13 protein-coding genes are annotated in these 14,264 nt (G+C 51.2%); 4 read left to right on the top strand and 9 right to left on the bottom strand.

Annotation, left to right across the window (positions count from 1 at the left end; genetic code table 11):
• Nucleotides 1–8: 8 nt before the first annotated feature.
• Genes ligA through C7E00_RS03105 form a run of 3 tightly spaced genes read right to left on the bottom strand, consistent with a single transcriptional unit; the run spans nt 9 to nt 4,919 of the window.
• On the bottom strand, nt 9–1,991 hold the full coding sequence (gene ligA, locus C7E00_RS03115) for an NAD-dependent DNA ligase LigA (RefSeq protein WP_204378546.1): 1,983 nt from the start codon (nt 1,989–1,991) through the stop codon (nt 9–11).
• Between the two features lies 1 nt (nt 1,992).
• Entirely contained in the window at nt 1,993–4,191 is a 2,199-nt protein-coding gene (locus C7E00_RS03110) for an ATP-dependent helicase (RefSeq protein ID WP_105302881.1), read from the bottom strand.
• Entirely contained in the window at nt 4,188–4,919 is a 732-nt protein-coding gene (locus tag C7E00_RS03105) for a GNAT family N-acetyltransferase (protein ID WP_167836439.1), read from the bottom strand. The genes C7E00_RS03110 and C7E00_RS03105 overlap by 4 nt, the downstream gene beginning before the upstream one ends.
• Nucleotides 4,920–5,008: 89 nt before the next feature.
• On the opposite strand from C7E00_RS03105, the gene C7E00_RS03100 reads away from it, so the two are divergent.
• From C7E00_RS03100 to C7E00_RS03090, 3 genes are read left to right on the top strand one after another with little or no spacing between them, the layout of a single operon-like run.
• Nucleotides 5,009–5,896, top strand: a complete 888-nt coding sequence (locus C7E00_RS03100; protein ID WP_105302879.1) for a class I SAM-dependent methyltransferase — start codon at nt 5,009–5,011, stop codon at nt 5,894–5,896.
• On the top strand, nt 5,889–6,572 hold the full coding sequence (locus tag C7E00_RS03095; protein WP_105302878.1) for an RluA family pseudouridine synthase: 684 nt from the start codon (nt 5,889–5,891) through the stop codon (nt 6,570–6,572). The genes C7E00_RS03100 and C7E00_RS03095 overlap by 8 nt, the downstream gene beginning before the upstream one ends.
• Complete coding sequence (locus C7E00_RS03090) at nt 6,550–7,899, top strand: M15 family metallopeptidase (RefSeq protein ID WP_105302877.1); 1,350 nt, start codon at nt 6,550–6,552, stop codon at nt 7,897–7,899. The genes C7E00_RS03095 and C7E00_RS03090 overlap by 23 nt, the downstream gene beginning before the upstream one ends.
• A gap of 47 nt (nt 7,900–7,946) precedes the next feature.
• Here the strand turns inward: C7E00_RS03090 and C7E00_RS03085 are convergent, their stop codons facing one another.
• Nucleotides 7,947–8,777, bottom strand: coding sequence for a putative ABC transporter permease (locus tag C7E00_RS03085; protein ID WP_105302876.1), 831 nt, complete (start codon nt 8,775–8,777; stop codon nt 7,947–7,949).
• Between the two features lie 23 nt (nt 8,778–8,800).
• Here C7E00_RS03085 and C7E00_RS03080 point away from each other — a divergent pair, with 23 nt between their 5' ends.
• Nucleotides 8,801–9,136, top strand: a complete 336-nt coding sequence (locus tag C7E00_RS03080; protein ID WP_105302875.1) for a hypothetical protein — start codon at nt 8,801–8,803, stop codon at nt 9,134–9,136.
• A 243-nt stretch (nt 9,137–9,379) separates the two neighbouring features.
• Here the strand turns inward: C7E00_RS03080 and C7E00_RS03075 are convergent, their stop codons facing one another.
• The 5 genes from C7E00_RS03075 to C7E00_RS03055 all read right to left on the bottom strand — a co-directional run bounded on the left by C7E00_RS03075 (nt 9,380) and on the right by C7E00_RS03055 (nt 14,262).
• Nucleotides 9,380–10,831, bottom strand: a complete 1,452-nt coding sequence (locus C7E00_RS03075; RefSeq protein ID WP_105302874.1) for an alpha-amylase — start codon at nt 10,829–10,831, stop codon at nt 9,380–9,382.
• Nucleotides 10,828–11,709, bottom strand: coding sequence for a PPK2 family polyphosphate kinase (locus tag C7E00_RS03070; protein ID WP_105302873.1), 882 nt, complete (start codon nt 11,707–11,709; stop codon nt 10,828–10,830). The genes C7E00_RS03075 and C7E00_RS03070 overlap by 4 nt, the downstream gene beginning before the upstream one ends.
• The gene (locus tag C7E00_RS03065) at nt 11,696–12,508 is read right to left on the bottom strand and encodes an alpha/beta hydrolase (protein WP_105302872.1); all 813 of its coding nucleotides are present in this window, start codon (nt 12,506–12,508) and stop codon (nt 11,696–11,698) included. Before C7E00_RS03065 ends, C7E00_RS03070 begins: the two co-directional genes overlap by 14 nt.
• 87 nt (nt 12,509–12,595) lie before the next feature.
• Nucleotides 12,596–13,504, bottom strand: coding sequence for a patatin-like phospholipase family protein (locus C7E00_RS03060; protein ID WP_105302871.1), 909 nt, complete (start codon nt 13,502–13,504; stop codon nt 12,596–12,598).
• 23 nt (nt 13,505–13,527) lie between these two features.
• On the bottom strand, nt 13,528–14,262 hold the full coding sequence (locus C7E00_RS03055) for a peptidoglycan recognition protein family protein (protein ID WP_105302870.1): 735 nt from the start codon (nt 14,260–14,262) through the stop codon (nt 13,528–13,530).
• Between the last annotated feature and the right edge of the window lie 2 nt (nt 14,263–14,264).

Here is a 14,264-nt window from a genome sequence, read left to right as displayed (position 1 = left end):
GCAACTGACTAGGAAGCGAACCGCTCCGTGAATTCATCTTCCGAAATAATCGGAATATTGAGCTGATGTGCTTTCTGATTCTTCGATGATGTAGAATTCACATCATTGTTGATCAGATAGGACGTGCTCTTCGAGACAGAGCCCGTTACCTTTCCGCCCTGAGATTCGATATATGCCTTCAGTTCATTCCGGTTCTTGTAATGATGCACATCGCCGGTGACCACGAAGGTCAGACCTTCGCAGCGATTTCCGCTTGCCTTCTGCGTCGTCTCTTCGACGGTGATCATCGTCAGAAGATCATTCAGCACGGCCAGGTTCTCCGGATCCTTGAACCAGGTCACAAACGCCTTGCTCTTCTCCGGACCGATTCCGTCAATCATCGAGAACACATCATCCTGTTCTGCAGACTCTGCTTTTGCAAACAGTTCCTTCCAGGAATAAGCACCAAGCAGCTTCTTGGCAACATCCGGCCCGACCAGCGGAATGCATAACGCATAGATCAGTCTGGCATCCGTCACGGAAGAAGCCTTTGCGACAGAATCCACGAGATTCTGCGCACTCTTCTCCCCGAATCCATCCAGCTGTGCGATCTCATCCCGGTGCATCGGCAGGCGGTACACATCCGCAAACGTCCTGATCCAGCCTTCATTGATGAACCTTGACAGGGTCTGTTCCGAAATGCCATCCACATCCATGCCAGCCTTCGAGACAAAGCGCGTGAACTTCTTCAGCGACTTGGCCGTGCACTTCGGGTTCGTGCAGCGCAGCGTCTTCGTTCCGGAAACATCGCTTTCATGAATCTCGGTCGGTGCACCGCACACCGGACATACGGAAGGAATCTCCAGAGATCCTTCCGTATGGCTTACATGAATGACCTTCGGAATGATCTTGTTTGCCTTGATAACAGAAAGAACGGTACCTTTGCTGCCGATGCAAAGCCGCTCGCACTCGCTGATATTGCAGAGACTGGCTCTGCGGACCGTTGTCCCTTCGAGCTCTACCGGATCAAATACTGCCACCGGCGTGATCGTCGAAGCAGCACACGACCATTCCACATACTCCAGCTTTGTTTCCGCCGACTCATCCTGCCATTTGAAGGCATATCCAGCCCTGGTCGCATGATGTCCGGTCACGGAACCGGTGCTTGCATAAACCGTGTCATCATAAGAGATGACCAGCCCGTCTACCGGATAAGGATTGGAGCCATCCGTGACTTTCTCGGTCCATGCATGGATGCGGGAATTGATCGTCTCGAGATCCGGATGATCAATCCGCTCATGATCCACGGTATGGAATCCGAGTCCCTCGAGGAATGCCATGCGTTCTCCCCAGGAAACAATCTCATGCTCGGTAAAGACCAGCGTGAACGGAATCCAGCGGATGCCTCTGCGCTTTACTTCTTCGACATCTTTCAGAGACAGCGAACCGCTGGCCAGATTTCTTGGATTTGCATAGTCCTCATCGCTCTCCATGCGGAACTTCTCGAAGTCCGCATAGCTGATCACCGCCTCGCCGCGGATGACCAGATGCCCTTTTTCCGTGATTTCAGGCAGAATGCCATGAATCGCGGAAGAAAGATGCGTGATATTCGTTCCGATATGACCATCGCCGCGAGTCACAACCTTCGTCAGCTTCCCGTTATCATAGGTCACGACCAGGGTCAGGCCATCCAGCTTCCAGGACAGCCAGATCGGTCTGCCCTCTGCCCATTTCACGAGATCTTCCGGTTTCTTGGTCTTGGCAAGGGACAGCGCCGGGAATTCATGCGGTTCTTTCTGCCCGGCAATCGAGTCTGCACTGACCCGGTTCGTCGGGGAATCCGGGAGGATTTCTCCGGTTTCCTGCTCCAGCTTCTTCAGCTCATCGAACATGGCGTCCCATTCATAGTCCGTCATCTGTTCAGTCTTGCCGTTGTAATATGCATCTGCCGCCGTATTCAGCTGATCAACCAGCTGACGCATGCGCAGAGTCTTGTCTTCTGCTTCGCTCATTTCAGCCCTCTGTCTTGTTCTTTTTCTTCAGGGAAGGATGTCCTGCCGCAATCTTGTGAACTCCGGCCGGATATGCAAACGCAATCGTGGCAATGCCACCGCTCACGCTGATCACGACGCCTTCGCCGAACTTGGCATGTTCCACTACATCGCCAGTCTTCACGCCGCCTTTTTTCGAAGGTTCCAGAACCGACTTTGTCCGGATCAGATCCATCTTCGGCTCAGCCTCGACCCGGACTCTGGTATTCTGAGCCATTCTTCTGCCGGAAGAAGCTTCTTCCTGACGCTGTCCGCCGATATGGCGGATATAAGCAGGATCAATTTCTTCCAGGAAGCGGGAAGGCGTACGCACCCGCTGCAAGATGAAACTGAATCCTCCTGCTTCCGTCAGGAACAGCCGTTTTCTTGCCCGGGTGAATGCGACATAGGCAAGCCGGCGCTCTTCTTCCACGCCGCGCATGCCTTCATTCATCGCCCGCTCATTCGGGAAGATGCCATCATTCAGATCCGTCACGAAGACCGTATCGAACTCCAGACCTTTGGCCGCATGAACCGTCATCATCTGCACGCAGTCTGCCGTCTGGGCCTCGTCCCGGTCTCCATACAGCGATACTTCCTGCAGATATTCATCCATGGTTCCTTCCGGATTGTTCTTCTCGAACTGGCGGATATCATCAATCAGTTCCTTCAGGTTCTCCACCCGATCCGAATCCTCCGGATTCTCTTCCAGGGAAGCCTGATATCCGGATTCCGTCATGATTTTGCTGAACAGCTGATCCAGAGAATATTCTCCGCTCTCCATGTCCTTGCGCCAGGATTCCACCTGAGCAGAGAAATGATCCAGCGTATTCTGAGTCTTTGCGGAAAACAGCGGTTCCTTCTTCAGAACCTCGTACATGCTGCAGGACTCTTCCTCTGCCTTGGCAGCTAATGTTTCCAGTGTCTTCTGACCGATCCCTCTCTTCGGACGGTTGACGATTCTGCGGAACGACAGATCATCGCCAGTCACAACCATGCGCAGATAGCATAATGCATCCTTGATTTCCTGACGCTCATAGAACCTCGTGCCCCCGAAGATGATGTAAGGCACAAACGCATCCCGGAGTCCTTTTTCGATCGAACGGGACAGATAGTTGGAACGATACAGAATCGCCATGCTGCGGTATCCGCTGCCCTTGGCATGAAGCTGGCGGATCTCTTCTGCAATCCAGGCAGCTTCATACTCATCGCTCACCGCACTGTAATGGACAATCTTCTCATCGCTCTTGTTCGTCGTGAACAGTTCTTTCTTCAGACGATGCTTATTATTCTTGATGACCGAGTTTGCCCCATTCAGAATGCAGGCAGTCGAACGGTAGTTCTGATTGAGCATGATCGTCTCTGCACCAGGAAAGTCCTTCGTGAAGTTCATGATGATGTCGACATCCGCACCTCTCCACGTATAGATCGTCTGGTCCGGATCGCCGACCACATAGACACTGTTCTTTTCACCAGCCAGCTGGCGGATCAGCACATACTGCATGCGGTCGATATCCTGGAACTCATCGACATGGATATAGGCAAAGTGATTCTGCCACTTAGCCAGAATATCCGGGAACTTCCGGAACATCCTGACCGTCCAGAAAATGAGGTCATCAAAATCAAGCGCATACAGCTCTTCCTGGCGCTTCAGATAGTATTCATACACCTTTGCCTTGATCTTCTCTCCGGAATACTTTCCGGCAATCTCCATTGCCCTTTCCGGCGTGATCTCCGCAGCCTTGTTGTTCGAGATGTAATCCAGCAGAGAACCGAAACTGAACTGCTGCGTATCAACCTCATACTTCTTATACGCCTCTTTCAGAATCGATTTCTGATCATCCGCATCCATGACCGTGAAATTCCGCGGATATCCCATCGACTGGATATCCTGGCGCAGGATGCGCACGCAGAGACTGTGAATCGTGCTGATCCAGGGCATGCCCTCTTCTTCCTTCAGCATTCCCCGGATCCGTTCCTTCATTTCATTCGCTGCTTTATTCGTGAACGTGATGGCCAGGATCTTCCACGCCGGCACCCGCTCATCTTCAATCAGATGCGCAATCCGCATCGTCAGGACACGCGTCTTGCCGCTGCCTGCTCCTGCTACAATCCGCAGATATCTGGAATCACTCAGCACTGCTTTCTTCTGATTCTCATTCAGCAAACCGGTATCTATCATTTCTGTCTCATGCTCCAGTAACCAATGTCTTCATAACCAATCTTCTTGTATATCTTTGCCGCCTGCGGATTGGTATAGAACAGACACGGCATCCTTCCCTCTGCCAAAAGATCATCCGAAAGCTTTGTCACACACGCTTCCGCATAGCCATGGCAGCGATATTCCTCATTCGTGCATACAGAAACCACCATGGCCAGATTCCTGCACTCCGCTGAACTGGCAGCGACAGATACCGCATTCCCATTCTTCCGGATTCCATAATACCGGCTCCCTTTTTCTTCGGTATTCACTTTGCTGACACGGGAATGCGGAAACGAAGCATTCAGCAGTTCCATGATGTCTTCCGCATCCTCCGGCCCCAGTCTTGCCACTTCTGAAGTATCCGTCTTCTGATATGGTTTCTTCATTGCCGCAAATCTGCATTCCGAATGAACCGGAAATTCATCCAGATTCAATTCTCTGATCAGGCTGGTTTCACCGCTGATCGTCACCGGGTCCAGCTGCTGAATCAGTTCTTCCAGAAACTTCTGATCAATCCGATGCTCATAGCTCTGCAGGATCAGCGATCTTCCAGGCGCATAATAAAGAAATACCGAATGGATTCCCGAAGCATCTTCGTCCATCCATACGGATACCTTGTTTCCATCCACTCCGAAATTCTCGATATCTCCGATCAGAAACAGGTTCATCGCCGGATTTTGACCGAGATATGCAGAGAGTTCTTTCAAATCTTTTTCTTCCGCTTTTCTCATGAGTATGATTATACCATCAGTCCTGCCGGACTCCCCGCATGATATAATGGCCGAAAGGGAAAAACATGAGCGCACTATTACGAGCAGATCAATGGAAAGATTACGTCCTTCTGGACGCAGGAAATGGTGAGAAACTGGAGCAGTGGAAAGGCATCACCCTGCGCCGTCCGGACCCTCAGGCTATCTGGCCCAATGATCCGGAAGAGCCTCTCTGGAACCATGCTGATGCAGTCTATCATCGTTCCAGCAAAGGCGGAGGCCAGTGGGAATACCGTAAGAAGCTTCCGGAATCCTGGACCGTTTCTTATAAGAACCTCACCTTCAAAGTATCTCCGACCGGATTCAAGCACACCGGCCTGTTTCCGGAACAGGCAGTCAACTGGGACTGGATGAGCGATCTGATCCGGGCACATTCTGATGAGAACCTCAGAATTCTGAATCTCTTTGCTTATACCGGCGGTGCAACCATGGCTTGTTCGGCAGCCGGTGCTGCCGAAGTCGTCCATGTGGATGCGGCCAAGGGCATGGTGCAGTGGGCCAAGGAAAACCGGGACCTCTGCAATCTGCAGGATCATACGATCCGCTTCATCGTCGACGATGTCATGAAGTTCGTCGAACGGGAAAAGCGCAGAGGACATACATATCATGGCATCCTGATGGATCCTCCTTCTTACGGAAGAGGCCCGAATGGGGAAATGTGGAAATTCGAAAAAGAAATCTCCGGTCTGATTCAGGCCTGCCTGGACGTTCTCGATCCTCATGCGCTGTTCTTCCTGATCAACAGCTATACTGCAGGATTCTCAAGCATTGTTCTGGAAGACCTCATGAAGACGATGATTCTTCCAGAACATCCGGATGGCGCCGTCACTGCCGGAGAAGTCGCGATTCCGATGAAAAACCGGGATCTGAATCTGCCCTGCGGCATATACGGAAGATGGCAGCGCAATGATTAAGGTCCTGTATGAAGATAACCACCTGCTCTGCGTCGAGAAACCAGTAAACGTTCCCGTCCAGGCAGACGCAAGCGGCGACATGGATCTGCTTACGATGTGCAAGGACTATATCAAGGCAAAGTATCACAAGCCAGGCAATGTCTATCTCGGCCTCGTCCATCGACTTGACCGGCCGACTGGCGGAACAATGGTATTTGCCCGCACTTCCAAAGCAGCCTCCCGTCTCAGCGACAGCATCCGGAAGAAGGAATTTCAGAAAACCTACCTAGCCATTCTGGACGGAACCCCGAAAGAGAAACAGGGAACCCTGACTGATTACCTGGAAAAAGATTCCCGTACCAACATGGTCAGAGTCAGCGATCCTGCCCATGGCAAGAAGTGCATTCTTCACTATGAAGTACTTGCTGAAAAAGAAGGCAGAACTCTGGTCCGCGTCCATCTTGAAACCGGACGCAGCCACCAGATCCGGGTGCAGTTTTCTTCCAGAAATCTGCCTCTGGTCAATGATCAGCGCTACAATTCCCGCGCCAAGCGCGGCCAGATCGCCCTATGGGCATATGATCTCGTATTCCCGCACCCGATTACCAGGGAGCCGGTGCGGGTCACTTCGTTCCCTCCGGAGAGTGCTCCCTGGAATCTGTTCGAGGTGAAGCATGTCTGTGAAACGAAACCCTGAAAGAAAAAAGAAAAAGCGCAGAAGATACCGCCTGGTCATTCCCGGTCAGACCAGCACTTCTTCCAGGAAACCTGCTGCTGTCCGCAAAGCTCCGATAAAAAAGAAGAAACGCGTCCGCCGTCACCTGCGCAAGGAAATCTGGTTTGTACTGGCTGGCATTGCTGCTGTGCTTCTCATGATTTATGTACCGCGCATCCGCCAGTCCAATGCCTTGAAGAAGCTTGGCTACAGCAAAGAAGCGATCACTGCAATCCGGAAAGACAATCTCGCTGATACGCTGCTGGAGAATCAGTATTACAGTGACTATCTGCAGAGTTCCATTCTCGATGGAACCCTGAATACCGACTATCTGGATCTTTACACGGTGGTCTCTGCTGACCGCGGCCTCGATGCCAGAGACTTTCTGATCGCCCGCCGCCTCAGCGATAAGGGCTATGAAGCCGATCAGATTCAGAACCTGTTCAAGGATCTGGAATGGTGGGAAATCACGCCTCTCTTAGTCTTCGACTACCAGCCCATCGAAACGAATTATATCGATGATGTCATCAGCCACCGCGACACGAATTCCCGCACGAACTTCGTGCTGAGCGGAACCTATTACACCCCATATGGCAACACGAAAGCAGCCGACAGCTCCAGCGTCACGATGCTGGTCAGCAAGACCTATTATCTCGACCAGTCTTATTCGCCAGCAGGTCTGACCGAGCTTTCAAGCTACTATGCCGCCTCCGGACAGCAGCTTGCGGCAGAAGCAGCCTCAGCCATGCAGGCATGGGGAGATGCCGGCCGGGCAGTGAATGTCTATTTCTACGCAAGCAGTGCCTACCGGTCCTTTGAATCCCAGGAAAACGTCTATAATAATTATGTCCTTGCCTATGGGGAAGACGGTGCTGATGCACTGAGCGCAAGACCTGGCTTCTCTGAACATCAGACCGGCCTGACTGTTGACTTAGCCGCGACCGGAGATGATGAAGGCCTCGAATTCAAGGATACTGCTGCCTATCAGTGGACCAGCACGAACTCCCAGGACTACGGATGGATTCTCCGCTATCCGGAGGGCAAAGAGTCAATCACCGGATACGAATTCGAATCATGGCATTACCGCTATGTCGGAATCGAAATCGCCCAGGCAGTCTATAACTCACAGCTGACCTATGATGAATTCTGGATGCTGTATCTGGCGCCATGGGAAAGTGCAGACAATAAACCATCTGATGCAGTGCTGAACGCTGCCAGCTACAAGGTATATTATCTCGGACAATCTGCAGAACCTGCAGCTTCTGCTTCTCCTTCTGCAGATAGTTCTGCCAGCCCGTCCTCTAATTGAATCTCTTCAGAAAACATTCAGAAACCCGGATGTTTTCTTTTTTCTCCTCATCGTTCTTCTTTCTCTCGATCTTTCAGCGAACCATAATGGCGATGTTTCATATCCGGGAACACGCGAACCAGACGGCTTTCGCCATGGCCTTTTCCGCCATACAGCTTCTGTCTCAGTTCTGCATATTTCTGCTCCAGTTCTCTCTGATCCCGGAATTCTGCCCTTGCAAGCTCTGCCTGAACGCGCGATTCCTGCATGCGCTGTGTGGTTTCAAGCGCCTGCCTGCCAAGCCGCTGCGACATCGGATCCGAGATGCTTCTCAGCCGCTTTCTTATCTGATCCAGATGTTCCAGATCCTGATCCAGGGCATGCGCAGAACGATTCGTCACATACAGGTCTGTGAGCAGTCCTGTATAGGCAATGATCAGAAACACCCATCCGAGGGTCGAACTATGCCTTGTAAAAGAAACTGCAGACAGCAGCGGCTGAATCACTTCAATCAGCAGGACTGCCGCAAAGCCCCAGATCACCGTGAATTCAAGGCAGATATAACCTCTGAAATTAAATGGCTTATGGCTGTAGTCCCACCACTTCACATGAAACGCTTTCTCCAGGATCATTCCGCCAGCCAGCTCAATCAGATCGCCAGCGGCCGCTCCGAACAGAAATACCACCCACACCGGAACCTGGACTCCGGAAGGGACCTGACTGGTCAGATATGTCACCGCCAGACCTCCGAATCCGTAAATCGGACATACCGGTCCATTCAGCATTCCGCAATTGATGATCTTTCCCCGGACTGCCGCATTGTACAATACTTCTCCGCACCAGCCTCCGAACGCATAAATCAGAAATAATACTGCTCCCCTGTAAATAATTTCCAGCATATGAATCACTTTAACACACCCGCATGGAATTTCTCTATCCCGGGATTGCAGAAGAACACCTCTTATGTAGAAATAGGCTTAGAGAGCCTCCAGACGAGACACAGAAGGCGTTTGGCAAAGCACTGGACGGCAAGACCGGAATCTCATACAGTCCGATCGTGCCGCTTGCCCAGCACGTAGTTTCAGGAATGAATTACTCGATTCTCTGCATGGAACAGACGCCAGCTATGGATGGGCAGCCCGAGCTTTATATCCTCACAATTTATGAAGATCTGGATGGAAATGCGGACATTTTCAAGGACACCATATTTGATCTCTCTGCTGCTAGAGTGTCTGCGGCAGCCTCCATCGCTCCTTAATCAGCCATGGAATATGAACCCGATACTGAATTTACTCCTGAGGGCATTCCGGAAGCCGTGCTGCTTGGCACACAGACCATTTCCTTAGCCAATGATGCCATGCTATGCCTGATCACCAAGGCTTTTAACGATTGCGAAGCTTACGGCACCTGTCCTGCCCTTGTAAGATCACATCCGTCTAGTCTATGACATTGACCCTGCCGAATACTCCATCATGATTGCATTCCATGAGAAAAGAAACCGTCATTCCTGCGGTTTCTTCGTTGCTGCACATGTTTTTCTGAGTGTATAGATGGCAGCGCTCCCGCCCTGCACGTCAAACGTTCCATTGCCATTCTGATCGATCATCACCGGCGCATTTCTTCCAAGCAGATCCTCATAGACCATGCCGGCATGCTGAGTCCCGAGATACATCGTCTTCTCACCGCCCGGTCCGTCGCTGAGAAGAACTGCCAGTCCAGCCGGATGTTCTGCATCGCCTTCTCTGGTCCAGCCGATCCGGTCCGGATCATCCAGATAGTCATGCTGAGGACCATAGGCTGCATCATTCCGGAGTTTCATCATCTTCGGAAGATGCTCCATCGGAGCAATCTGATCATGCGGAATTCCGTACAGGTCTCCATAGAAAACACATGGCGTTCCTTCTTCCCGGAACAGGATTACTGCATAAGCAATCTCCCGGAACCAGCTCATCACATAGGACTGCAAGGACTGTCCTGGCTGCGTATCATGATTATCCACGAATGTCACAGCTCCTTCCGGAGCAGAAGACATCATGGTATCAGACAGAAGATTGCGCATATCGTAGTATCCGCCGCCCTGGGACGCATTGACAAAATGGAAATGAAGAGGCACATCGAACAGATGGATTCTATGATCATTCAGATCATAGTAATCCTGAAGTGCTTTCAGATCTGCACTCCAGTATTCTCCGATCGCCTGCAGCTTTTTCCCGGTTTCTGCTTCGGCAAAGTCCAGCCAGCGCTGAAAATACTGTCCGTTGATATGTTTCAGGGCATCCAGTCTGACCCCGTCGCAATCCGTCAGCTTCATATACCAGGCACCCCATTGTTCCAGTTCACGGCAGACCTTCTCCTGATCGAAATCCAGATCATCTCCGAGCAGATAATCATAGTTCCCGTTCTCGCTGCTCACATCCGGATCCCAGGTATGCCCCTGGAACTGATAGATCGTGCCCTGATCTTCTGCCCCGTCAAAACAGGACGAATCCCACTGAAAGTCAGAATATCTGCCTTTCCTTCCCTGGAACAGAAACTTCGTCCAGAACTGATGTGGTGCATATCCTCCGGTTTCTTCCAGCCGGTCGCTGGAGCTGCATGGCGCGGCCATGACAGTCTCCTGTTCATCTGCGCCGCACTTCTGATTGAATACGATATCCGCAAAGGAACATATTCCTGCTTCCTTCAATGCATGAAGCAGCTTCAGATACTCCTCTTTTGTCCCGTACTTGGTAGGGATGCTGCCCTTCTGATCAAACTCTCCGAGATCATACAGATCATACGTTCCGTAGCCAACATTATGCATGCCATTCCATGCTTTATAAGCAGGCGGCAGCCAGATGCCGGTTACTCCGATCTTCTGAAAGAACGGAATCTGTTTTCTCAGCCGTTCCCAGTGCTTTCCGTCTTCCGGCAGATACCACTCAAACCCCTGCAGAAACAGCTGATTCCTCATCTGTCTTTTTCAGGAAGCTCTGCTTCAATCTCCTGCTTCAGCTGGGCAAACTGCGACAGACGATCTGCCGTCACCTTCGGATAATGAGGATCCATATCCTTCAGCACAGAAAGGATGATCTCGCTGACCACATAGCGCATATACCACTTATGATCTGCCGGCACGACATACCACGGGCATTCTTTCGTTGCCGTATGATTGATCGCATCTTCAAAGGCAGACATGTACTCATCCCAGTACTTCCGCTCATTCCAGTCAGACTCTGAGAACTTCCAGTTCTTCTCCGGCTCTTCAATGCGATCCAGGAATCTTCTTGCCTGCTCTTCTCGGGAAACATTCAGAAAGATCTTCACCGTCCGCACGCTGTTATGATACAGATAGGTTTCAAAATGCCTGATGTCTTCGTACCGGTTCTCAATCACATGATCCGTATCAATCCGATCAGCGTGTGCCTGCGTTTCATAAAGTTTCCGGACTTTTCCGATCAGTACATCTTCATACTGACTCCGGTTGAAGATCGCAATCTCTCCTTTGGCCGGAACCTGCTGTTCAATCCGCCAGAGATAGTCATGCGCCAGCTCTGTCGCAGACGGAGACTTGAACGCTGCTTCTCTGACTCCATGCGGACTCAGACAGGAAAGCACCGCCCGGATGGTTCCGTCTTTTCCTGCGGCATCCATGGCCTGAAACAGGAAGATCACACCTTCCTTCTTCTCGGCATAAAGCTTATCCTGCAGCGCATCGATTTCCGCATCATTCTTCTCCAGCTTGTCTGCAGCCTTCTTCTTATCGCTGCAGAGTGAAGTCTCATCTGTCTTCGCATCCTGAATCCGGAACTTTCCGCTTCCGTCAAACCGGTATTTCTCAATCTTCTTCATCTTCTCTGATCCTTTCTGCAAATCGTTCAATCACCTGATGGATACAGCCATCCCAGTACCTCCATCCATGCTCGCCATGTCCGCCGGCAAAGGAGGCTTCATATCCAGCCTCTTTCAGTTTCTTATGAAATCTCTGATTCATTTCCACATTGCAAGTCTCTTCTTCGCCGCAGAACACCAGGAACTCCGGCTTGTATTCCGCGTCCGGATCAATCTTCTGAAACACGTCCGTATCCTCATGCTGAGTACGAGCTTCTCCGAAGATATTCTTCCAGTTCAGATCATCCGCAATGCCATTTTCAGTAAGCCATGCATGAATGACATCTCCCTGCAGCGCTCCCGAAAGAACCCCGATCAGAGAGAACCTCTCCGGGTGAATCAATCCATGATATGCAGCAGTATATCCGCCCATGGAGCATCCTGCTGCTGCAGTTTCTGCCCTGGCTTCAGAGATCGGAAACACATGATGAAGGAACCTCGGAAGCTCTTCCGAAAGAAACGTTCCATACTTTTTTCCATGTGCCATATCCACTCCGAAGCTGTCATGAAGATCCGGAATTGCCAAGGCAATACCAGCCTCTTCTGCATAAGCCTCCGTATCCGTGCGATACAGCCAGTCTTCTGCACAGCCATTGGCACAATGGAACAGATAGAGAACCGGATAAGTCTTCTGTGCATAGACTTCATCCAGAGAACTGCTCTGGCGGATTGCATAGCCGCTTCCGATCGGCAGCAGCACCAGCACTTTAACCGGTTCCCCGAGAACTTTCGAATAGAAGGAACATTCATTCCGTATCATGTTCTTCCTCCTGCTTCATAAGCAGAGTATCTTTCTTTCCGGTTCATTTCAAGACAGGCTCAATCATAAAAAGCGTCCGAAGACGCTTCAGGCAGGAACCTTCTCTTCTGCAGCAGGAGTTGTGATCTTCTTAGGATCTTCGCGATCCAGGAACCGATAGATCTCCTCTCTTCTGGCTTCCATATCCGAATAACCGAGATCGTAGAGCTTCCGGCAGTTTTCCCGGTCTCCCTTCCAGCGGCTGACCGGAACATCGACAGAAGGACGGATATTGATAGCCTTGTTTTCGCTGACCAGCTGATTGATCAGATCGATCTGCTTGTAGTAATTCACATGACGGATCGAATAATCCTTCTTGATCTGAGGATAGTTCTTATATACCTTGCCCATGAGCCAGATAATCGCCTTCGGCGCGGGCTTGCGCACATAGTCGGCAGGCTTCGTCGTGATGATCAGATGCTTCGTGACTCCCTGCTCCACGGAACGCTCAATCGGAATCATCTTCGTGATACCGCCATCCAGCAGCTGATGTCCATTCACCTTCACAACCGCAGACGCAATCGGCAGTGCGCAGCACCCTCTCAGCAGCTCCAGGCTGTCATCCATGTCATCCGGGGTGAAGAATACTGTCTTTCCCTGATCCAGGTCATACGAACCGACTTCAATCGGGGCATGCATATCCTTCAGAGGCTGGATCGTCATGTGTTCCTTGCCCTTCAGGTCATCATCAAACAGATGCTTGTAGGCCACATAATATCCCTCTTTCAGGAATGCCCGGATGCCGACATTCTCTTTATCTGCCGCATAGTCCGTAGACATATGCTCCGGCGTATGCTTATCTCCTTCCCAGTAGCAGCACATATAAACTGCTCCACTGGAAATTCCGACCCCATAATCAAACGTGATATGCTCATCATTCAGCCAGGCAAGCGCACCCGCCGTATATGCCCCGCGGACACCGCCGCCCTCCAGTACCAGTCCGTATTTCTCGCTCATAGACTTTGTCTCCCTGTGGTATCTTATCCTGCCGCTTCAGAACCTTCAACTGACGAATTCTCGTAATCGTCGCGGATCATCTGCATGAATTCTTCCACCCTGCCCTCGGTGATCAGCCGATGCGGGCAGATCTTATCCATAAAATCCTCATGCAGACGGACATCATCAGGCGTCAGCCCGTACGTCTTCAGCAGCTCTGCCGTCAGCGCTGCTGTATTGACCAGCACCAGCTCATAATCATCGGTCAGGTTTACGCACATCTCAACCCCGATGCCATGCATATTGCCGCCATCTTCCGCGCGACCGTCTCCTGCATTCCAGCAGATCTCATTATCCGGCACGTTATGATAGATCGAATGATCATCCACTGTATAATGCCACGATACGATATCATTCTGATCCCCGGTCAGAAACGCACTGTGCGCAGCCGCATCTGCACCGGAACTGCGGTTGTCCGTCTCATGGATGATCACATAGCGGATCTCACGGATCTCTCCCGGTCTTCTCGTGCTGTCAAACGGAATATGCGCATGGGTGATCTCTATCCCGTTTGCAGAAGATAATTCCCGGTTCACCGTCATATACGTCCGTTCTTCTGCTGCCTCTGCGGCTGCTTCAGCAGCAGGCTGTGCTCTTCTGCTCTGATTCTGAATCGCATAGATCAGAAGCCCGATGATGATCACCAGCAAAACTCCGATGATGCCGATCATCTTCCTGGAAGCCCGATCCAGAACCTGTTTTCTCTTTTTCCCTGCCATAG

It is taken from the genome of Anaerolactibacter massiliensis, assembly GCF_900290205.1.
In the GTDB taxonomy this organism is placed as follows: Bacteria; Bacillota_I; Bacilli_A; order Erysipelotrichales; family Erysipelotrichaceae; genus Bulleidia; species Bulleidia intestinalis.
The sequence above is the reverse complement of the archived record's forward strand: the minus strand, read 5'-3'. Positions and strand labels throughout refer to the sequence as shown.

Excerpts from the sequence above, each read along its gene's own strand:
- ligA (WP_204378546.1), bottom strand. The coding sequence starts at position 1,991 with ATGAGCGAAGCAGAAGACAAGACTCTGCGCATGCGTCAGCTGGTTGAT.
- C7E00_RS03110 (WP_105302881.1), bottom strand. The coding sequence starts at position 4,191 with ATGATAGATACCGGTTTGCTGAATGAGAATCAGAAGAAAGCAGTGCTG.
- C7E00_RS03100 (WP_105302879.1), top strand. The coding sequence starts at position 5,009 with ATGAGCGCACTATTACGAGCAGATCAATGGAAAGATTACGTCCTTCTG.
- C7E00_RS03095 (WP_105302878.1), top strand. The coding sequence starts at position 5,889 with ATGATTAAGGTCCTGTATGAAGATAACCACCTGCTCTGCGTCGAGAAA.
- C7E00_RS03090 (WP_105302877.1), top strand. The coding sequence starts at position 6,550 with ATGTCTGTGAAACGAAACCCTGAAAGAAAAAAGAAAAAGCGCAGAAGA.
- C7E00_RS03085 (WP_105302876.1), bottom strand. The coding sequence starts at position 8,777 with ATGCTGGAAATTATTTACAGGGGAGCAGTATTATTTCTGATTTATGCG.
- C7E00_RS03080 (WP_105302875.1), top strand. The coding sequence starts at position 8,801 with ATGGAATTTCTCTATCCCGGGATTGCAGAAGAACACCTCTTATGTAGA.
- C7E00_RS03075 (WP_105302874.1), bottom strand. The coding sequence starts at position 10,831 with ATGAGGAATCAGCTGTTTCTGCAGGGGTTTGAGTGGTATCTGCCGGAA.
- C7E00_RS03070 (WP_105302873.1), bottom strand. The coding sequence starts at position 11,709 with ATGAAGAAGATTGAGAAATACCGGTTTGACGGAAGCGGAAAGTTCCGG.
- C7E00_RS03065 (WP_105302872.1), bottom strand. The coding sequence starts at position 12,508 with ATGATACGGAATGAATGTTCCTTCTATTCGAAAGTTCTCGGGGAACCG.
- C7E00_RS03060 (WP_105302871.1), bottom strand. The coding sequence starts at position 13,504 with ATGAGCGAGAAATACGGACTGGTACTGGAGGGCGGCGGTGTCCGCGGG.
- C7E00_RS03055 (WP_105302870.1), bottom strand. The coding sequence starts at position 14,262 with ATGGCAGGGAAAAAGAGAAAACAGGTTCTGGATCGGGCTTCCAGGAAG.